Source organism: Agrobacterium sp. M50-1, assembly GCF_049843495.1.
Lineage (GTDB): Bacteria > Pseudomonadota > Alphaproteobacteria > Rhizobiales > Rhizobiaceae > Agrobacterium > Agrobacterium radiobacter.
The window spans coordinates 237,237-253,869 of the sequence record NZ_JBBHZH010000004.1 but is presented as its reverse complement, the minus strand read 5'-3'; the positions used below and the strand labels follow the sequence as shown (position 1 = coordinate 253,869).

Genomic DNA, 16,633 nt, shown 5'->3' with positions numbered 1-16,633 from the left:
GGGAGATCGGCCGGGGGCACGTTCACCGCTTCATCCTCAACCATCGAGATGGGCGAGACCTTGCCGCAGATTGATCTCCCCCCTTGAGGGGGAGATGTCCGGCAGGACAGAGGGGGGTGCTCCGCGCTCCAGCCTCCGCCGCACCATCCCCCAAAACCCAAAGGGAAAACAACAATAATGGCCCTCTGCAACTACCTGCCGGACCTGCTCTGCAAGTTCCCGGCCATCGACAACTCAACAATGCGTGTGGCACGCAAAACCATCGATGACGGTTTTCGCGACATCGTGCGCAATTACGGCGATGCGATCGACGTCGTCGTGCATCCGCTGCAGCTGTTCCTCAATGCCTCGGAGCGGCTGTTCATCCAGACGCCGTGGATCATCACGATGCTGGTCATTCTCGCCATCGTGCATCTGGCCGGGCGCAGCTTCAAGATCACCGGTGGCACCGCCATCTCCCTGCTTATGATCGGCGCCGTCGGCCTCTGGCGCGACGCCATGACGACGCTCTCCATCGTCGCCATCGCCACGCTGATCGCCATCGTCATCGGCCTGCCGCTCGGCATCCTGATGGGACGTTCGGAACGCCTGCAACGTCTCATCAATCCCGTGCTCGACGTGATGCAGACCCTGCCAAGCTTCGTTTATCTCATCCCCGTGGTGGTGATTTTCGGCATCGGCAAGGTACCGGGCCTGATCGCAGTGGTGATCTACGCCATCCCGCCCGTCATTCGCCTCACCAGCCTCGGCATCCGCCTGGTGGATCGGGAGGTGCTGGAAGCGGCCGACGCCTTCGGTTCGTCCAACGGCCAGAAGCTGTTCAACGTGCAGCTGCCGCTGGCCTTGCCCACCATCATGACAGGCATCAACCAGACCATCATGATGGCGCTCGCCATGGTCGTCGTCGCCTCCATGGTCGGTGTCGGCGGGCTGGGCAAGAACGTGCTGCAGGCCATCAACAACCAGTTTTTCACGGTGGGCTTCCTGAACGGTTTCGCTCTGGTCGCCATCGCCATCATGTTCGACCGGGCGAGCCAGGCATTCGGCAAGCGTCTGCAGAAATACCGCGAGGTCTCCCATGGCTAAAAGCATCGAAATCAGGAATCTTTACAAGATCTTCGGCAAGCATCCCGAGAAGTACCTCGAAGCGGTGCGATCCGGCATGGACAAGGTCGAGCTGAACGACAAACACAACCATGTGCTCGGTCTCAACAACATCAACATCACCATGCCGGGCGGCAAGATCACCGTCGTCATGGGGCTTTCCGGTTCCGGCAAGTCGACGCTGATCCGCCACATCAACCGGCTGATCGACCCGACGGCGGGTGAGGTGCTTTATGACGGCGAGGATATCTGCGGCATGAGCGCTTCGGCGCTCAGGCAATTCCGCCGCCACAAGACGGCGATGGTGTTCCAGAAATTCGGCCTTCTGCCGCACCGCACCGTGCTGGAAAACAGCGTCTACGGTCTCGACATCCAGGGCGTGCCTCGCAGCAAGAGCGAGGAAAAGGGCCGGTATTGGCTGAACCGCGTCGGTCTGGACGGGTATGAGGATTATTACCCGAACCAGCTTTCCGGCGGCATGCAGCAGCGTGTCGGCCTTGCCCGCGCGCTTGCCAATGACGCCGATATTTTGCTGATGGACGAGGCCTATTCGGCGCTCGATCCGCTGATCCGTGTCGATATGCAGACGATGCTGCTCGACCTTCAGCAGGAGCTGAAAAAGACCGTGGTGTTCATTACCCACGATCTGGACGAGGCTTTGCGACTCGGCGACCATATTGCCATCCTGAAAGACGGCGAAGTGGTGCAGCAGGGCGACGGCCAGAGCATCATCCTCTCACCTGCGGACGACTACGTCACCGACTTCGTGCGTGACGTCAATCGCAGCCGCGTGCTGCAGGCAACCACTGTCATGGAGCCGCTCGAAAGCCGCCCCGAAGGCATGGCCGTGCAGGAGAACGCGACGCTGGAAACAATCGCCCGCGACATGTCGGAAGCCAACGAGACGACCGCCCATGTGGTGGACGAGGACGGCAAACCGGTCGGCAGCATCGGTCTGGACACGCTGGTGGCCGCGATGGTGACGCCTGCGCCGCAGGAGGCGGAGGTTAAGGTGGAAGCGGAGAAGGTGCGGGAGCCTGTTGCTCCGGCGGAGAAGGAAACGGCGTGATCGGCCTGTTTACGCTCTGAAACTCTCCCGTCATCCTCGGGCCTGTCCCGAGGATCTAAACACGTCAATACAATCGAAACGTTGCAGATCCTCGGGACAGGCCCGAGGATGACGTCGGCATATCTGGCGAGATCGACCTTTTATCCGACCACGCACACATTGCTGGCGTCCGGAGGGTGGGCTCATTCACCAATCCACGCTCCCCGCCCCTCCATGCAAAAACGAAGCACTACTTCGCCGGCTGTCAACCCTCGGCGATCGCTGCAGCGCAGCAAGCGCAAGTTTCGGACAAGTCCCCGTCGTTAACCATTCGTTAACTTTTGAACGCGGAATCACCGACATGCAGATTGAAAGCAATATCGGCGGATATAATTACCAGGGGCGTGTTCGCGAGCTTGAAAAAGCCGGCGGCGCGCAGAATGCGGCTGAAGAACAGGCCGTCAAACGCAGCCCCGGCAACCCCACCGTTTCCAGCACCATTCTTTCCCAGTCGCTGGCCAATGTGCTTTGGGCCGTCGGCAATGGCAGCGCGCCCGCTTATCAGGATCCGGCGGCGGCTTCCGCCGAGGACAAGGCGGAAGCACAGGCGGAATGGGTGCGCAGCGCCTATTCGGAATATACCGAATAAACGATTCCTATCAGGCCCTTGCCGGGCTCACTTCCACCGTCACATGGGACAGTTCATGTATGGCGGCAAGTTTCTGTTTGTAGAAAGCCGGCGCTTTCGGCGCCTGCGAATGGATCGCCACGATAGCGGCGTGATGCCCCGGCCCTACCTGCCAGACATGCAGGTCGGTGATGCGATCCTCTTCGGTTTCCACGCTTTCACGGATTTCCTGCGGCAAATCCTCCGCCGGCGGCAGCGCGTCGAGCAGGGTCGTCGCCGTGGAGCGGATCAGCCCCCATGACCAGCGGGCGATGACCAGACCGCCAACGATGCCCATGGCCGGATCGAGAAACGACCAGCCGTTCCATTTGCCAAGCAGCAGCGCGACGATGGCGAGAACCGAGGTCAGCGCATCCGCCAGCACATGCAGATAGGCCGCGCGCAGATTATTGTCCCTGCCGCCCTTCGCGCCGTGATCAGCATGGTGACCGGCATGCGAGCCGTGATCATGATGGGCGTGGCTGCCACGGCCGTGATGGGCATGCGAGCCGTGGCCATGCCCATGCCCATGCCCATGCCCATGCCCATGATCGTGGTGATGATCATCCTTCAGCAGCACCGCGCTGAGAAGATTGACGGCAAGGCCGATAATGGCGACGAGGATGGCCTGGTTGAAATCGATTTCGACGGGATTGATGAGGCGCATCGCACTTTCCACGGCAATCAGCAGCGCCACCACCGCCAGCACGATGGCGCTGGCAAAACCCGCGAGATCGCCGAACTTGCCTGTGCCGAAAGTGAAGCGCGGGTTGCGCGCCTCACGACGGGCATAAAGATAGGCCAAGGCCGAAATCAGCATCGCGCCCGCATGGGTGGACATGTGCCAGCCATCCGCCGTCAGCGCCATCGAGCCATACCAGTGGCCGGCAACGATCTCAGCCACCATCATGGCCGCGGTCAGCGCAATGACCATCCAGACGCGTCTCTCATTGCGCTCGTGGTTCTGGCCGAGGAAAACATGGTCGTGACCGGCTGCTGCACGGTGTTCGGATGTCGTCGTCATGTCGCTCAATCCTGTTTGCTACTGGCCTGCTTGCTACTGGCCTGCTTGTTATTGGCCCGCTTGTTATGGGCCTGTCTGATCTGCTGGCCCGTTCGATTTTACCGGATGTAGGTCTTCAGCACCTGGGCCAGCTCTTCCGCCGCCCGGGCCCGTTCGTCCTCATTTTCGGCATGCACCACATGCTCATGCAGATGCTCCTGCATCACCTCCCCCGTCAGTCCGGAAAGCGCGCCGCGCACCGAAGCGAGCAATTGCAGCACCTCGCCGCACGGCTTGGCATCATCAAGCGCGCGCTCCACCGCTTCCATCTGCCCTTTCAGGCGGCGGATGCGGGCCAGAAGCTTCTCCTTGTTGCGGATCGTATGGGACATGAGCACCTCATATAGTATAGGGGGGTATACTATATTGAGAGAATTTTCCGTTCAAGCCCCGCGTGACGCAATCTTCGCGAATGTTTCGCCCCTTAAAAAATCCCCCGTGAAACTTAGGGGACTCAGTCATGACGACTATCGCAGCAACCATCAGCAGCTATCATCCCACTCCGCTCCGGGGCATTGAGCCGGCGAGAGGCAAGGAAACCCACTCCACCACCGAAGCCCTGCTGGAGCTTACCCGCGCCGCGCATCGCAGCATTTCGAGCGTCGAAACCGCTGCCACGGCCATCGCGCCGGCCGCCGCCAGTGCTTCCTTCGGCCTTGCCACGGCACTCTGGAACCTCGACAGCGGCACTTCCACGACAACGCCCGCCTTGGACATGGCCGCATCGGCGCAGCCAGAAGCCGCATCCAGCATCGAGAATGATGTCCTCAAAGCGCTCGCCCAGGCGCTTGGCGTGGATGAAGCCGTCTGAGACCCATTGAATGGCGGGCTGAAAAGCAATATCTCTAGAGACTAGAGCATCGACCCTGAACGGCGGAGCCACCCCGTTCTCCCGTCTTTGCCCGAGATATGGAGAAAGTCATGCTGTCCATCGGTGAACTGTCGAAACGTACCGGCGTCAAGGTGCCGACGATCCGCTATTACGAGCAGATGGGCCTCATCCGCGAGGCCGATCGTTCGGAGGGCAACCAGCGCCGTTACGAAAAGACCGACCTCGACAGGCTGGCCTTCATCCGCCATGCGCGTGATCTCGGGCTGAACATCGACGCCATCCGCGAATTGATCGCGCTTAGCCAGCACCGGCAGATGCCATGCGAGGGCGCGGACCGCATCGCCGCCGAACACCTCGCCCATGTGCGAGAAAAGATCGCCAGCCTGAAAAAGCTGGAGCACGAGCTGGAGCGCATCGTCTCCCACTGCCACGGCCATTCGATCGAGGATTGTTACGTCATCCGCGCGCTTTCCAATCATGACATGTGCGAGGGCGAGCACTGAGCGGCAACAGGGAACGGGACTGACATTCAAATGTCATCCGCACCCGGTAAGCGCCTCGTACCCGCCTGAAAAAAAGGATGCCGGATGGCCGAACTCTTTCCTGACATCACGCCATCAGACACCATTTTCCTAGATGTTTCCGAGGGTCACAGGCTGCACGTGACGCTTGCCGGCAATCCGGCCGGGCGGCCTGCGATCCTGCTGCATGGCGGGCCCGGCTCCGGGCTGTCATCGACAGCACGGCGCTACTTCGATCCCGCCATTTTCCGTATCATCCAGTTCGACCAGCGCGGCTGCGGCCAAAGCACGCCGAACGCCGCCGATAGCCTTGAACACAATACGACGCATCATCTGATCGATGACATGGAGGCCATTCGCTGTGCGCTCGCGGTGGAAGACTGGCTGGTCTACGGCAGTTCATGGGGTTCCACGCTCGCCCTCGCTTATGCCCAGCGCCACACGAAGCGCGTGCGCGGCATGGTGCTGGCGGGCGTCACCACCACGCGGCAGAAGGAAATCGACTGGCTGTACAAGGGGCTGGCAATGTTTCTGCCGCAGCAGTGGCAGCGCTTCATCGCCGCGATCCCGGATCATATGCCGAGGCAAGATCCGGTCGGCGCCTATCACCGGCTTCTGAACGATCTCGACCCTGCCGTGCGCGCAACGGCCGCCCTTGAGTGGCATTTATGGGAGGCGGGCTCGATCAGCGCCGAGGGCATTTCGGCCTTTCCTGAAAAATGGCGCGACGGCGATTACATTCTTGCCCGCGCCCGCCTCTGCGCCCATTATTTCCACCATGCCGCCTGGCTGGACGATGGCGTGCTTCTGCACAATGCCGGCAGCCTCGCCGGTGTTCCCGGCATACTCATTCAGGGCATACGTGATTTGCAGGGGCCGCCCGTCACTGCTTACGAACTTGCCGCAGCATGGCCGGGAAGCGACCTTGTCGCCATCGATGGCGCCGGCCATTCCACGGGCGATGCGGGCATGGAAGATGCAATCCTGTCGGCAATCGCGCGATTTGCGAATTGACCCGCTTGACAGATTACGGATTCGGGCGCATTGCATTTCCCATGATCAACGAACGCGCACCCATCTCCTGCTCGTACTTTTGGGCCTACCTCTAAGGGCGGCTCGACAGATCATGTTGTCAACAAGCCGCCGTCAGGCGGCTTTGTTGTTTCTCAAGCGTCCTGACGGCACCGATAAGACCAAAGGACCGAAAAAATGACCGAAGATAGCTCCCTTACACTGGAAAGACCGCCCGTCGTCATCATTCGTGGCGCACGCAAGACGGACTTGCCCGAACTCAACGAGATGATCACGCTGCTTGCCTCCTACCACGGCGATGCGGCGGCGATCACGCCGGCGAAACTGGAACGCGACCTGTTCGGCCCGCTGCCCTGGGTGCACGGTCTCGTGGCCGAAGCCGATGGCGCGCTGATCGGCTACGCCCTGCTTCTGCCGCTCTACAGGGCGCAGGAAGGCCGGCGCGGGCTTGAGCTGCATCATCTCTTCGTGCGTGACGGCCATCGCGGCCATGGCACCGGTCAGCATCTGGTTTCCCGCGCCCGCGATATCGCCAAGCGTCTCGGCTGCGACTATCTTTCCGTCAGCGCCACAACAGGCAATGTCGCGGCGCATCGTTTCTATGAAAACATGGATTTCGCGCCCCGGCCGGTTACCGGCATGCGCTACATGCAGTCGATTGCCTGACTGGCATAAATGGAGACGGCCATGACACGGATCGCCATTGCGCTCGCGCAGGATTTTGCGGACTGGGAACCGGCGCTGCTTGCTGCCGCAGCGCGCGGCTATCTCGGCGTCGAAATCATCTATGCCACGCCCGATGGCCGGCCGGTAACGTCCATGGGCGGGCTGAATGTGACGCCTGACATATCCTATGACGCGCTTGATCCTGTTGGCATCGATGCGCTCGTCATTCCCGGCGGCTTGAGCTGGGAAAAGGGCATGGCTGTCGATCTCGGCGGGCTGGTGCACCGGTTTCGCGACAGCGACCGGCTGGTTGCCGGCATCTGCGCGGCGGCGAGCGCGCTCGGCGGCACGGGCGTTCTGAACGATGTCGCCCATACCGGCAATTCGCTGGCGTCCCACAAGGCCTATGCCGTCTATAGTGGCGAGGCGCTTTACCGCGACCAGCCGAAAGCGGTCAGCGATCGCGGCATCATCACGGCCGCCGGCAGCGCACCGGTCAGTTTCGCTGTGGAAATCCTGAAACACCTCGGCCTCTTTGGTCCGGAAGCCGAGGCGGAACTTCAGGTTTTTGCGGCGGAGCATCGGTGAGGCGGACGCTGATATTATGGGTCACATAAGCCGTCCGCCCTCATTCCTGTGCTTGTCACAGGAATCTAGCCAGCCCAAGTCCTTGGGCTGAAACGACTCTATTCGTCGCGCAGACGCGCGTCGGCTGGATTCCTGTGACAAGCACAGGAATGAGGTGGTGCAAAATACAAGCGTCTAGACACCCTCACGCATCACCGCCGATCAAGCACCCGGCACATATGCGCCGCCGACGCGTCGCCCTCACCTGCTATCGCACGGCGAATATCGCGGCTGTTCAGATGCAGGCTACGGCCGGCGGGCAAATTCGAGCGCTTTATCTTGCTGAGCGCCGCAGCGATAAATGCAGCTTCGTGTCCATGAAAACAGGCGAGAGCCGCCTCGCGATCCGGGTTCGGCCCCAGCATTGCCTTGAAAGCAAGACGGTGCACGGCGCAGAAAGCGCCGTGGCCCGGAACGGCAAAACGCAGCGCATCGAGTTCCTCACTCCATTCCGCTGCGTCCTGCATGGATTTAAGCCTGCTGGAAGCGCTTCAGGAAAAACGCGCTCAATGTTCCGAGCAGCGCCCAGAAAACGAAGCTCGTGATGGTGGCGGCGACGATGAACTGACGCTCGAGCGGCAGCGGCGCCAGCGCATGTTCACCTTCCGGCGGCAGGGGTGCGCCCACCACATGCGGCGCAACGATCAACACCAGCGCCAGAACGATGGCCCAGGGTTCGCGGCGGAATGCGATCAGCGCAATGCCGCCCGCGGTTGCGGCAACCGTGGAAAGCCACCAAATCTGCCGCGCCTCAAGCGCTGCGGCGGGGCTGCCCGGCAATTCCGGCGGCAGGCCGATCATCGGGGCCAGCATGACGGCAGCAAAACCGGCAACGCCCCAGAGAAGGCCTTCGCGCCAGCCGCCATTCGTGCCACGCAGCGAAATAAGGCCGGTCAGGACAAGCGCATAACCGATGGCGGTCAGGACATTGGCGGCGACGGTATAGGCGGTGCGCTCGAAGCCGTCGGCCGGAGCCCAGGCCTCGTCATTGTGTTCATGGGCGGGAACCGCAGCACCGGGCGCCGTCGCATCATGGCTATGGGGCGCCTCGCCACCGGCGCTCTCATAGGTTTCCGCCTGAAGGATGAGCGGCGTGGTGCCGAAAGCCTGCATGGCAGACACGGCAAAGCCGCCGAGAATACCGACGAGAACGGCGGTAAAGACGATATTGCGAAAAAATGACATGCCGTTTCCCCTCAATGGCAGGGGAAGGCATTGGCATGACGCGTGTCATGCGCGGCATTGTGAACGGCTTCCACATGCGAAAAGCCGACAAAACCGACAACGAACAGGCCAAGCACGATCGCCGTCAGCGATTGCGCGAAGCTGCCCGTTTTTGCGGAAACGGCTGAATTGGCCGTATTCTGCTGGATGGACATGGTGACCCCTCTCCCGGCGCGACCCCGCGCCTTTAGACGCGGCCGAACGGCGGGAGCCGCAAGACCGCATGCGATACACTTCACCACGGGGATACGAGACTGACACAGGGAGGCATTGATCTCGCCACCCTGAAATTCCGCTCTTCCGGACACCCCGCCGGCATGGACATTTCCGTGATGGCAGGTCTCCTGGCTTACGGGTCAAAACCTGAAACACCTTCCCGGCATCGCCCTTTGTGGAAACCTCGGTTCCCGGGAAATGGCTTGCCAGTGGCACTTCGTTTCAGGCTCTCCGCTCACAGTTGCGGGGGCAGCCACGAATGAGGATCGCTCCCTATCGTGTTCCCTTTTCACCTTCCGGAACGCCCGGAAGGAACCATCACAGGATTGTTATCCGATGGGTGGCGGCGCGAGTCAATGGGCCTCCGGGCACCTTACCGCGCCGGAATGGCCTTCAGATAGGCGGCGATCGCATCGCGATCATCCGCGCTCAGATGCGCCATGTTCTGCTGCACCTTGACCATGGAACCGCCGACGCTGTCGAATTCCGGGGTGAAGCCGGTCTCCAGATAGCTGGCGATATCGGCCTTGGCCCAGCTTCCGATGCTTTGCGAGCCGGGAGTGATATCAGGAATGCGGCCTTCGCCTTCCGGATTGGGGCCGCCGGCCAGCCACTTATCGGCAAGGAAGCCGCCAAGCGCGTTGCGCGGCGTATGGCACTCGCCGCAATGGCCCGGCCCTTCCACCAGATATTGGCCGCGCAGCAATTCGGCATTGGCATTGGCAAGCTCGACGCGCGGCGGCGCCGAGGGGGCGAAATAAAGGAATTTCCAGCCGCCCAGCGCCATGCGCAGGTTGAAGGGGAAAGGCAGTTCGTGATCCGGCGCGTCGTTCTGGCTGGCCGGCAGGGCTTTCAGATAACCGAAGAGATCGTTGATGTCCTTCTGCGTCATGCGGGCATAGGAGGCATAAGGAAAGGACGGATAAAGATGTTCACCGTTCCTGCCCACACCGCGCGTCATCGCATCGCCGAATTCCGCCAGCGTCCAGCCGCCGATGCCATGCTGCGGATCGGAGGAAATATTGGGCACATGAAAGGTGCCGAAGGGGCTTTTCAGCGCCTGGCCGCCCGAAAGCGTCAACAGCGCCTCACCCTTCGCATCGGGTGCGGCATGACAGCTTGCACAGCCGCCCGCCCAGAACAACGTTTCGCCATTGGCCAGATCCGGTTCGCCAAGACTGACCCAATGGCTTGGCGCCTGCCGTTCCGGCGCGGTGACCCAGGCGAATATGCCGTAGCCCGCAATCGCCGCGACCACGGCCCCACCCACGAGTTTCGTCCAGATGGAGGCCATACCCCTCTCCCCATTCTCACCTGACCCGGTCAGATGCCTTTCGCGCGTGAAAAAACGCCGCCGACAAGCGGCGTTTCCAGAATCAGTCGATTACTTCTTCAGACGATAGGTCTGGTGGCAGGCGCCGCAATCGGCGCCGAGCGTCTTCATGGCGGTGGCGACACCCGCCTGATCCCTGGGGAGATTGGCAAGAACGGTGTCCGCATCCGTGCCGAGCTTGGCGGCCTTGGCCTTGAAGTCCTCGAAATTTTCCCAGATGGCGGGAGCAGCCGCGCTGCCGGTTTCGGTGCCGACGGGGAACTGGTCCGGGAAAGCCTTGGCATTGGTGCCGATGGTCGTCACCGCGGCCTTGACGACATCAGCATCAAAGGGCTTCTCGCCCTTGGAGATGGCAGCGAGTGAACCCATGGCGCCGCCGATCTGCTTCATCATGCCTTCACGTTTTTCGACCTCGCCGGCAGCGTAGACCGCTCCGGCGCAAAGACAGCCGAAAAGCATGGCCGCCGTGATGGTTTTCAGTTTCATGCACACTCTCCTTGATTCCGGCTGGGACACCGGGCGCTAGATGGAACGGCGCGAGGATGCCCTTTCCGGATGGCGAAAAGAAGTCACATTGCGGTGAATTCCATCGTGAAAACAGAAGCCTAAGACAAGGCCTCCCAGATCGTGAGAAGCGCTGCGGCAATCAGCATGAAACCGGCGGCGCGACCGATGAAGATCGTGGCGGCGGGTGAGGAAACAAGCCATGCCCGGCTCTTATCCGCCGTCAGCGCCAGCGCGCCATAGACGGTGAACTGCGTCACCGCCACCATCGCGCCCATCACCAGCCCCTGCATCCAGATCGGACCATAGGCGGGTTTCAAGAATTGCGGATAGATCGCCATCATGAACAGATAGGCCTTCGGATTGGAAAGGCAGGTCAGCACCGCCCGCCAGAAGGCTTTTCTGACCGAAGCGCTCGCCTGCGCCTCGTCGCCGTTCACGACAATCGCGCTGCGCATCAGGCCGATGCCGATCCAGATCATATAGGCGGCGCCAAAGACCAGAAGCGGCAGGAACAGCGACGGCATCCAGGCGGCGAGCATGCCGACGCCCAACGCGCCGTAAAGCGAATGCACGATGCCGCCCGCGCTCATGCCGCTTGCGGCGGACAGCCCGGTTCTCTTGCCGCCCGTCAACGCACTTGCCAGCACAAACAGCATGTCCATGCCCGGCAGGATGATGATGCCGAACAGGACCAGAAAGAAAAGCCAGAGATTTTCGGCGTAACTCATGTCAGTATCTCCCAAAACGGTTCATGGCACATTCGGGAAAGCCCATGTTTCTCAATGTGTTTCTCCGTTTATAGGAAAGACCAACTGACAGCGTTGTGTCAGTTGCGTGGCGAAGCAACCGGGAAAAACGGCAATGCGCAAGGCGTCGAGACTGTTCGAGATCATCCAGATCCTGCGGGTGGCGCGCAGGCCGGTCACCGCGCAGACGATTGCCGAGGCGCTGGAGGTGACGGTGCGCTCGGTCTATCGCGACATAGCAGCGCTTCAGACCATGCGTGTGCCGATCGAAGGGGAACGCGGCGTCGGTTACATCCTGCGTCCCGGCTTCAACCTGCCGCCGCTGATGTTTTCCATCGAAGAGACGGAAGCGATCGTGCTGGCGCTCGCCATGGTCGCCCGCACCGGCGATACCGAATTGCGGCAGGCGGCCAGACAGGTCAGCGACAAGATCGCCGCCTCCCTGCCCGAGCCCCTGTCGAAGACGCTCTCCGCCAATGCCCTGCATGCCTGGGGCAGCATCGCGCCCGCCCCCGTCGGCATTGATCTTGCGACTGTGCGGCGGGCGGTGCGCGACGAGGAGAAGCTGGAGATCACCTATCGCGATGAAGCCGGCGCGGAAACGCAGCGGCGGGTTCGGCCGATTGCGGTGATCTATTATTCGGAGACGGTGAATATCGTCGCCTGGTGTGAGCTACGGCAGGCGATCCGCAATTTTCGCTCGGACCGGGTGCTGAGTTGCGAAACGACCGGCAGTTTCTTCAAGCTGGAAGGCGAGAAGCTGCGGCAATTGTGGATGAGCGGCTGGCAGAGCAACCAGCCGGCCAGCCTCGCCTCACAGGTTTAACAGGCGATCCTCTTCACGCCCGAAACCGCGAACGACGATTCGGTCGGCGAAGACGTCGGCGATGGCAAAGGTGTTCTGGTCGGGGGTATCCACCATGCCCTTGAAATTGACGAAGTGGGTGTTGCCCTGCACGCCGTAATTGCCTTCGTGATTATGGCCGCTGAACCATGCGACGACCGAAGGATGCACATCCAGAAGATCGAGGATGCGCGGTGCATCCCACATGTTGTGGGCGTTTTCCGGATAGACAGGGTAGTGGCAGAGAACGATCACTTTTTCGCCTGCCGCATCCGCCTTTTGCAGAACCGTCTGCAACCATTCGAACTGTTCGTCGCTGAGCGAAGCGTTCCAGTCCTGCGCATTGATCGCGCCCATTTCCTGCAGGCGCTGCAACCGCTCCTGCGCAATCGCACGGCGCGGGTCGCCGGGCGGCGGGGCGAACAGGCTGACCTCGTTACCATCAAGCACCACGAAGCGTATCCCGCCGATGGCGAAATCATGCCAGGGCGCCGACATGCCGAGACGGGCATGGATGGTGGCCAGATGTTCAGGCGCGACGGCAAAATCGTGGTTGCCCGGCAGCATCACCGAAGGATGGCTAAGCTGTTCGTAGACGCCAAGGATCGCATCGAAATTCTCAAAGCCGCGGTCGATGATGTCGCCGAGCGTCACCACGAAGGCCAGGTCCTCGCGATTGAAGGCATCGATCGCTTCGCCAAGCTTTTTTGGGCTTTCGGCATAATACCGGCCCATATCCGGGCGGGGATCGGCGTCGGCATATTGGGGATCGGCAACGATGCCGAAGGAGAAGAGAGGGCTGGTTTTTTCAGTCATGATGCGCCGCGATAAACCGGGTGGATGACAGGCTTGTGACAAACTGAAAACCAAGGCCACAAAAGCAAAACACCCGGCATTACGGCCGGGTGTTAAATGGAGGGTAGCGTAAACCTGTCATCGTCATGCTCGGGCCTGTCCCGAGCATCTGCTGACGTCGCGTTTTGGGAGACATCAGCAGATCCTCGGCACAAGGCCGAGGATGACGTCACGCGTGGAGAGGCCGTCTTGACTGACAGCAGCCACGCTTTTTCGCTACTTACTTGGAAGCTGCTTCGTAACGCTCGAGAACGTAGTCCCAGTTGATGAGGTTATCAACGAAGGCTTCGAGGTACTTCGGACGCAGGTTGCGGTAGTCGATGTAGTAGGAGTGCTCCCAGACGTCGACGCCGAGGATCGGCTCTGCACCGTGAACCAGCGGGTTTTCGCCGTTCGGGGTCTTGGAGATTTCGAGCTTGCCGTTCTTGACGGAAACCCACGCCCAGCCGGAGCCGAACTGCGTGGTGCCGGCGGCGATGAAATCAGCCTTGAACTTGTCGTAACCGCCGAGATCGGAGGCGAACGCCTGTTCCAGCTTGCCCGGCAGCTTGTTGCCGCCGCCGTCCTTCTTCAGCCACTTCCAGAAATGGACGTGGTTGTAATGCTGGGCGGCATTGTTGAAGAGACCGGCATTGGTGCCAAAGGACTTCTTCACGACTTCTTCGAGCGACAGGTCGGAAAGACCTGCTTCCGCCGCCAGCTTGTTGCCGTTGTCGACATATGCCTTGTGGTGCTTGTCGTGATGGAACTCGAGCGTCTCGCGCGACATGTAGGGTGCAAGCGCGTCGTAGTCGTAGGGGAGTTCAGGAAGTTCAAAGGCCATGGTTTTTACTCCTTTTTGCAGCGGGTTACCGCTCCTAGAAACCGTGTGAGCGGACCATAGGAGCGAAGCTCTGTTTGGGCAACCTGTGAAATATCAAAATGTTCCGCCAAAAGAGAAAATTCCTCTCACGCCGGCCACCACCACATTTGTTTCACAACCCTGGCGTACCGTTTTCCACCCTATCGGTTCGCTTTTGATGACATTGCAGGAAGGAATTTCCATGACCCGCCCCATGATCCAACGCGCGCTGCTGCTCGCCGCCTTCTCCTCGCTCGCACTCTCTTCACTCACCATGCCCGCCGCCGCGTCGTCGGACGATGCGTGGAAGGAATTCGTGGCGGATGTGCAGACGGCCTGCCTTGGCGCAGCTAAGGACATGATCGAGGACGCCAAGGTGGTGGTCGATCCAGTCGGCAGCGAGAATTACGGCCTCGCCATCCTCACCGGCAAGGCCAAACTCACCGGGAAAAGTGGGGGCGCGGATGCGACGGTCAGCCATATCTGCGTCTACGACAAGAAGACCAAGGCCGTCGAACTGGGCAGCGAGCTTGCCGGCGATACGCTGAAGGTGGAAATTCCCGGCTCCACCAAGCCCTAAATCATATAAAACAGCGGGATGGCGAAAACCGCTCACAGTTTTCGCCATCCCGCTCAAACTTTTTGTTTTGTCGCATTTCCAGACGGAAAACCGGGCTCCAGATTTTCAGGAAATGCTCCAGCGGATCAAAAGCGCGGCGTGGTGTCGCCCTCGCCCAGCGCGCGCTGCATCAGGACGGTATCCAGCCACTGGCCGTGTTTCCAGCCAATGGATTTGAACGTGCCGACATGCTGGAAACCGGCCGCACGGTGCAGGCCGATCGAGGCGGCGTTGCCGCTATCGCCGATGACGGCGAGCATCTGCCGGAAGCCGCGCGAGGTCGCGTCCTCAATCAGCGCATCGAGGAGTTTGCGGCCAATCCCCATGCCCTTCATGGTCGGATCGACATAAACGGAATTCTCAACCGCCGCGCCATAGGCCGGGCGCGGACGATAGGCCCCGGCATAGGCATATCCGGCTATCTTTCCATCGATTTCGGCGACGAGATAGGAATAATTGCCCTCCACCAACAGGCGGCGGCGCTCAAGCATCATATCCACGCCAGGCGGATCGATCTCGAAGCTGGCGCGGCCGTTCAGCACGGCATCCCGGTAAATTTCGGTAATGGCTGGAATATCCGCTTCCTCGCAAGGGCGGATGGTGCAACTGGATACTGTGAGAAGGGTCATTATCTCGTCCTGTGGTCATTCACGGCCCCATTGTGCATTGCGGCTCAGTCAAAATAAAGATTATCTGTCTTATACAAACGATAAGGTTTTCTTTGATGATGGACCTCGATCTGCGGCAGGTGCGCAGCTTCATGGATGTCGCCGATCTCGGCAGCTTTTCCGCCGCCGCCGACAAGGCGGGGATGACGCAGCCGGCCATCAGCCTGCATATCCGGCTGCTCGAAAAGCAGCTCGGCGTGCGACTGATCGAGAGAGTGGGCAGGCGCGCGCAGCCGACGGCGGCGGGGCGGGATTTTCTCATCCATGCAAGGCGGATTGCGGAAGAAGTGGCGCATGCGATCGATACCGTCGCACCGCATCGCAGCGGGGTAACGGGCCGCCTGCGCATCGGCACGGGCGCCACCGCCTGCATCTACCTGCTGCCGCCGGTGCTGGGCAAAATCCGCCAAGCGATGCCGGGTATCGAGATCGTCGTGCAGACCGGCAATACCCACGATATATTGCGGCTTCTGGAGGCCAATACGATCGATGCGGCGGTGGTGGCCCTGCCCGCCAGCGGCCGCAGCCTCGATATCAGCGATATCCATCTCGATGAACTGGTTGCAGTTTTCCCGCACGGCGCCGTCAGCGACACAACGGTTTTGAACGCCGAAACGCTTTCGACGCGGCCGCTGCTGCTTTACGAGGGCGGCAATACGCGCAGGCTGGTGGATCAGTGGTTTTCGGCGAGCGGCCGCACTGTGCAGCCCGCCATGGAACTGGGCAGCGTCGAAGCCATCAAGAAGCTCGCGGGTGCGGGCCTTGGCCTCGCCATCGTCCCGCGCATGTCGATGGAGCATGAGGGGGCGGTGTCAGAGCTTGAATGGCGCGCTCTCGAACCGCCGCTTGAACGGCGGATCGCGCTTGCGATGCGGCGCGACAAACATATGACCGCGCCGCTGCGGGCGCTTGCCGCTGCGCTGCCGGATGTGCGGAAACGGTGAGGCCTGCGCCGGGTTGCGAGGGCAGGCCAGCCATCGCCTCTGATGGCGAATAGTGCGCCCGCCTCAGCGCCATCCTTGGCTTGTCCCACTGCTGTCCGGTTTAAATTCCGGACGACCCGCAGCCCCCCTTTTGAAGTCAGTCGTGGAGGGTCAACATTCTCTCGACGTCATCCTCGGGCCTGTCCCGAGGATCTAAACACGTCGAATAAAATCAATACGTTGCAGATCCTCGGGACAGGCCCGAGGATGACGTCGGCGTGGTTGGCCTGACTTGCC

At 61.0% G+C, this 16,633-nt stretch carries 22 protein-coding genes and 1 riboswitch; of the genes, 11 read left to right on the top strand and 11 right to left on the bottom strand.

The window, feature by feature from the left end; genetic code table 11:
• Positions 1-177: 177 nt before the first annotated feature.
• The 3 genes from WDZ78_RS11680 (at position 178) to WDZ78_RS11670 (ending at position 2,801) form a co-directional block, all read left to right on the top strand.
• Positions 178-1,086, top strand: a complete 909-nt coding sequence (locus WDZ78_RS11680; protein WP_020812990.1) for an ABC transporter permease — start codon at positions 178-180, stop codon at positions 1,084-1,086.
• Entirely contained in the window at positions 1,079-2,173 is a 1,095-nt protein-coding gene (locus tag WDZ78_RS11675) for a quaternary amine ABC transporter ATP-binding protein (protein WP_425673101.1), read from the top strand. Before WDZ78_RS11680 ends, WDZ78_RS11675 begins: the two co-directional genes overlap by 8 nt.
• Positions 2,174-2,513: 340 nt before the next feature.
• Positions 2,514-2,801, top strand: coding sequence for a hypothetical protein (locus WDZ78_RS11670; RefSeq protein ID WP_020009640.1), 288 nt, complete (start codon positions 2,514-2,516; stop codon positions 2,799-2,801).
• Between the two features lie 10 nt (positions 2,802-2,811).
• Here the strand turns inward: WDZ78_RS11670 and dmeF are convergent, their stop codons facing one another.
• Together dmeF and dmeR are read right to left on the bottom strand one after the other, a co-directional pair.
• The gene (gene dmeF / locus WDZ78_RS11665) at positions 2,812-3,843 is read right to left on the bottom strand and encodes a CDF family Co(II)/Ni(II) efflux transporter DmeF (protein WP_425673100.1); all 1,032 of its coding nucleotides are present in this window, start codon (positions 3,841-3,843) and stop codon (positions 2,812-2,814) included.
• 98 nt (positions 3,844-3,941) lie between these two features.
• Entirely contained in the window at positions 3,942-4,214 is a 273-nt protein-coding gene (dmeR, locus tag WDZ78_RS11660; RefSeq protein ID WP_003509296.1) for a Ni(II)/Co(II)-sensing transcriptional repressor DmeR, read from the bottom strand.
• 128 nt (positions 4,215-4,342) lie between these two features.
• On the opposite strand from dmeR, the gene WDZ78_RS11655 reads away from it, so the two are divergent.
• The 5 genes from WDZ78_RS11655 (at position 4,343) to WDZ78_RS11635 (ending at position 7,521) form a co-directional block, all read left to right on the top strand.
• Positions 4,343-4,693, top strand: coding sequence for a hypothetical protein (locus WDZ78_RS11655; protein WP_425673099.1), 351 nt, complete (start codon positions 4,343-4,345; stop codon positions 4,691-4,693).
• 110 nt (positions 4,694-4,803) lie between these two features.
• The gene (locus tag WDZ78_RS11650; protein ID WP_026363493.1) at positions 4,804-5,217 is read left to right on the top strand and encodes a MerR family transcriptional regulator; all 414 of its coding nucleotides are present in this window, start codon (positions 4,804-4,806) and stop codon (positions 5,215-5,217) included.
• 84 nt (positions 5,218-5,301) lie between these two features.
• Positions 5,302-6,249 carry a prolyl aminopeptidase gene (gene pip / locus WDZ78_RS11645; protein WP_425673098.1) on the top strand — a complete coding sequence of 316 codons (948 nt, stop codon included), beginning with the start codon at positions 5,302-5,304 and terminating at the stop codon, positions 6,247-6,249.
• 195 nt (positions 6,250-6,444) lie between these two features.
• On the top strand, positions 6,445-6,933 hold the full coding sequence (locus tag WDZ78_RS11640; RefSeq protein ID WP_003509304.1) for a GNAT family N-acetyltransferase: 489 nt from the start codon (positions 6,445-6,447) through the stop codon (positions 6,931-6,933).
• 21 nt (positions 6,934-6,954) lie between these two features.
• Entirely contained in the window at positions 6,955-7,521 is a 567-nt protein-coding gene (locus tag WDZ78_RS11635) for a type 1 glutamine amidotransferase family protein (protein ID WP_026363492.1), read from the top strand.
• 191 nt (positions 7,522-7,712) lie between these two features.
• Here WDZ78_RS11635 and WDZ78_RS11630 read toward each other — a convergent pair whose 3' ends face one another.
• From WDZ78_RS11630 to WDZ78_RS11605, 6 genes are all read right to left on the bottom strand, one after another.
• Complete coding sequence (locus WDZ78_RS11630; protein WP_020009633.1) at positions 7,713-8,027, bottom strand: hypothetical protein; 315 nt, start codon at positions 8,025-8,027, stop codon at positions 7,713-7,715.
• 4 nt (positions 8,028-8,031) lie between these two features.
• Entirely contained in the window at positions 8,032-8,745 is a 714-nt protein-coding gene (locus WDZ78_RS11625) for a CbtA family protein (protein ID WP_425673097.1), read from the bottom strand.
• Between the two features lie 11 nt (positions 8,746-8,756).
• Positions 8,757-8,939: a CbtB domain-containing protein gene (locus WDZ78_RS11620; RefSeq protein ID WP_003509308.1), complete on the bottom strand. Its 183-nt coding sequence runs from the start codon at positions 8,937-8,939 to the stop codon at positions 8,757-8,759.
• A gap of 162 nt (positions 8,940-9,101) precedes the next feature.
• A riboswitch (cobalamin riboswitch) is annotated at positions 9,102-9,335 on the bottom strand.
• A 38-nt stretch (positions 9,336-9,373) separates the two neighbouring features.
• Positions 9,374-10,294, bottom strand: coding sequence for a c-type cytochrome (locus WDZ78_RS11615; protein WP_425673096.1), 921 nt, complete (start codon positions 10,292-10,294; stop codon positions 9,374-9,376).
• Positions 10,295-10,384: 90 nt separating this feature from the next.
• Positions 10,385-10,819, bottom strand: coding sequence for a c-type cytochrome (locus tag WDZ78_RS11610; protein ID WP_425673095.1), 435 nt, complete (start codon positions 10,817-10,819; stop codon positions 10,385-10,387).
• Positions 10,820-10,938: 119 nt separating this feature from the next.
• On the bottom strand, positions 10,939-11,568 hold the full coding sequence (locus WDZ78_RS11605; RefSeq protein WP_020009629.1) for a LysE family translocator: 630 nt from the start codon (positions 11,566-11,568) through the stop codon (positions 10,939-10,941).
• A gap of 133 nt (positions 11,569-11,701) precedes the next feature.
• Here WDZ78_RS11605 and WDZ78_RS11600 point away from each other — a divergent pair, with 133 nt between their 5' ends.
• The gene (locus WDZ78_RS11600; RefSeq protein ID WP_425673094.1) at positions 11,702-12,412 is read left to right on the top strand and encodes a helix-turn-helix transcriptional regulator; all 711 of its coding nucleotides are present in this window, start codon (positions 11,702-11,704) and stop codon (positions 12,410-12,412) included.
• Here WDZ78_RS11600 and WDZ78_RS11595 read toward each other — a convergent pair.
• Together WDZ78_RS11595 and WDZ78_RS11590 are read right to left on the bottom strand one after the other, a co-directional pair.
• Positions 12,401-13,246, bottom strand: coding sequence for a metallophosphoesterase (locus WDZ78_RS11595; RefSeq protein WP_425673093.1), 846 nt, complete (start codon positions 13,244-13,246; stop codon positions 12,401-12,403). The two genes, WDZ78_RS11600 and WDZ78_RS11595, sit on opposite strands and share 12 nt — an antisense overlap.
• A gap of 259 nt (positions 13,247-13,505) precedes the next feature.
• A complete protein-coding gene (locus WDZ78_RS11590) occupies positions 13,506-14,108 on the bottom strand; it encodes a superoxide dismutase (protein WP_003511955.1) in 603 nt (200 codons plus the stop codon).
• Positions 14,109-14,328: 220 nt separating this feature from the next.
• On the opposite strand from WDZ78_RS11590, the gene WDZ78_RS11585 reads away from it, so the two are divergent.
• The gene (locus tag WDZ78_RS11585) at positions 14,329-14,706 is read left to right on the top strand and encodes a hypothetical protein (RefSeq protein ID WP_425673092.1); all 378 of its coding nucleotides are present in this window, start codon (positions 14,329-14,331) and stop codon (positions 14,704-14,706) included.
• Positions 14,707-14,831: 125 nt separating this feature from the next.
• Here WDZ78_RS11585 and WDZ78_RS11580 read toward each other — a convergent pair whose 3' ends face one another.
• Entirely contained in the window at positions 14,832-15,374 is a 543-nt protein-coding gene (locus WDZ78_RS11580) for a GNAT family N-acetyltransferase (RefSeq protein ID WP_020009625.1), read from the bottom strand.
• Positions 15,375-15,469: 95 nt separating this feature from the next.
• Between WDZ78_RS11580 and WDZ78_RS11575 the strand changes: the two genes are divergently transcribed.
• Positions 15,470-16,357, top strand: coding sequence for a LysR family transcriptional regulator (locus tag WDZ78_RS11575; protein ID WP_425673091.1), 888 nt, complete (start codon positions 15,470-15,472; stop codon positions 16,355-16,357).
• Positions 16,358-16,633: the final 276 nt, after the last annotated feature.

Excerpts from the sequence above, each read along its gene's own strand:
- pip (WP_425673098.1), top strand. The coding sequence starts at position 5,302 with ATGGCCGAACTCTTTCCTGACATCACGCCATCAGACACCATTTTCCTA.
- WDZ78_RS11620 (WP_003509308.1), bottom strand. The coding sequence starts at position 8,939 with ATGTCCATCCAGCAGAATACGGCCAATTCAGCCGTTTCCGCAAAAACG.
- WDZ78_RS11650 (WP_026363493.1), top strand. The coding sequence starts at position 4,804 with ATGCTGTCCATCGGTGAACTGTCGAAACGTACCGGCGTCAAGGTGCCG.
- WDZ78_RS11595 (WP_425673093.1), bottom strand. The coding sequence starts at position 13,246 with ATGACTGAAAAAACCAGCCCTCTCTTCTCCTTCGGCATCGTTGCCGAT.
- WDZ78_RS11635 (WP_026363492.1), top strand. The coding sequence starts at position 6,955 with ATGACACGGATCGCCATTGCGCTCGCGCAGGATTTTGCGGACTGGGAA.
- dmeR (WP_003509296.1), bottom strand. The coding sequence starts at position 4,214 with ATGTCCCATACGATCCGCAACAAGGAGAAGCTTCTGGCCCGCATCCGC.
- WDZ78_RS11680 (WP_020812990.1), top strand. The coding sequence starts at position 178 with ATGGCCCTCTGCAACTACCTGCCGGACCTGCTCTGCAAGTTCCCGGCC.
- WDZ78_RS11605 (WP_020009629.1), bottom strand. The coding sequence starts at position 11,568 with ATGAGTTACGCCGAAAATCTCTGGCTTTTCTTTCTGGTCCTGTTCGGC.
- WDZ78_RS11580 (WP_020009625.1), bottom strand. The coding sequence starts at position 15,374 with ATGACCCTTCTCACAGTATCCAGTTGCACCATCCGCCCTTGCGAGGAA.
- WDZ78_RS11640 (WP_003509304.1), top strand. The coding sequence starts at position 6,445 with ATGACCGAAGATAGCTCCCTTACACTGGAAAGACCGCCCGTCGTCATC.
- WDZ78_RS11590 (WP_003511955.1), bottom strand. The coding sequence starts at position 14,108 with ATGGCCTTTGAACTTCCTGAACTCCCCTACGACTACGACGCGCTTGCA.
- WDZ78_RS11610 (WP_425673095.1), bottom strand. The coding sequence starts at position 10,819 with ATGAAACTGAAAACCATCACGGCGGCCATGCTTTTCGGCTGTCTTTGC.
- WDZ78_RS11575 (WP_425673091.1), top strand. The coding sequence starts at position 15,470 with ATGATGGACCTCGATCTGCGGCAGGTGCGCAGCTTCATGGATGTCGCC.
- WDZ78_RS11585 (WP_425673092.1), top strand. The coding sequence starts at position 14,329 with ATGACCCGCCCCATGATCCAACGCGCGCTGCTGCTCGCCGCCTTCTCC.
- WDZ78_RS11655 (WP_425673099.1), top strand. The coding sequence starts at position 4,343 with ATGACGACTATCGCAGCAACCATCAGCAGCTATCATCCCACTCCGCTC.
- WDZ78_RS11630 (WP_020009633.1), bottom strand. The coding sequence starts at position 8,027 with ATGCAGGACGCAGCGGAATGGAGTGAGGAACTCGATGCGCTGCGTTTT.
- WDZ78_RS11675 (WP_425673101.1), top strand. The coding sequence starts at position 1,079 with ATGGCTAAAAGCATCGAAATCAGGAATCTTTACAAGATCTTCGGCAAG.
- WDZ78_RS11615 (WP_425673096.1), bottom strand. The coding sequence starts at position 10,294 with ATGGCCTCCATCTGGACGAAACTCGTGGGTGGGGCCGTGGTCGCGGCG.
- WDZ78_RS11670 (WP_020009640.1), top strand. The coding sequence starts at position 2,514 with ATGCAGATTGAAAGCAATATCGGCGGATATAATTACCAGGGGCGTGTT.
- dmeF (WP_425673100.1), bottom strand. The coding sequence starts at position 3,843 with ATGACGACGACATCCGAACACCGTGCAGCAGCCGGTCACGACCATGTT.
- WDZ78_RS11625 (WP_425673097.1), bottom strand. The coding sequence starts at position 8,745 with ATGTCATTTTTTCGCAATATCGTCTTTACCGCCGTTCTCGTCGGTATT.
- WDZ78_RS11600 (WP_425673094.1), top strand. The coding sequence starts at position 11,702 with ATGCGCAAGGCGTCGAGACTGTTCGAGATCATCCAGATCCTGCGGGTG.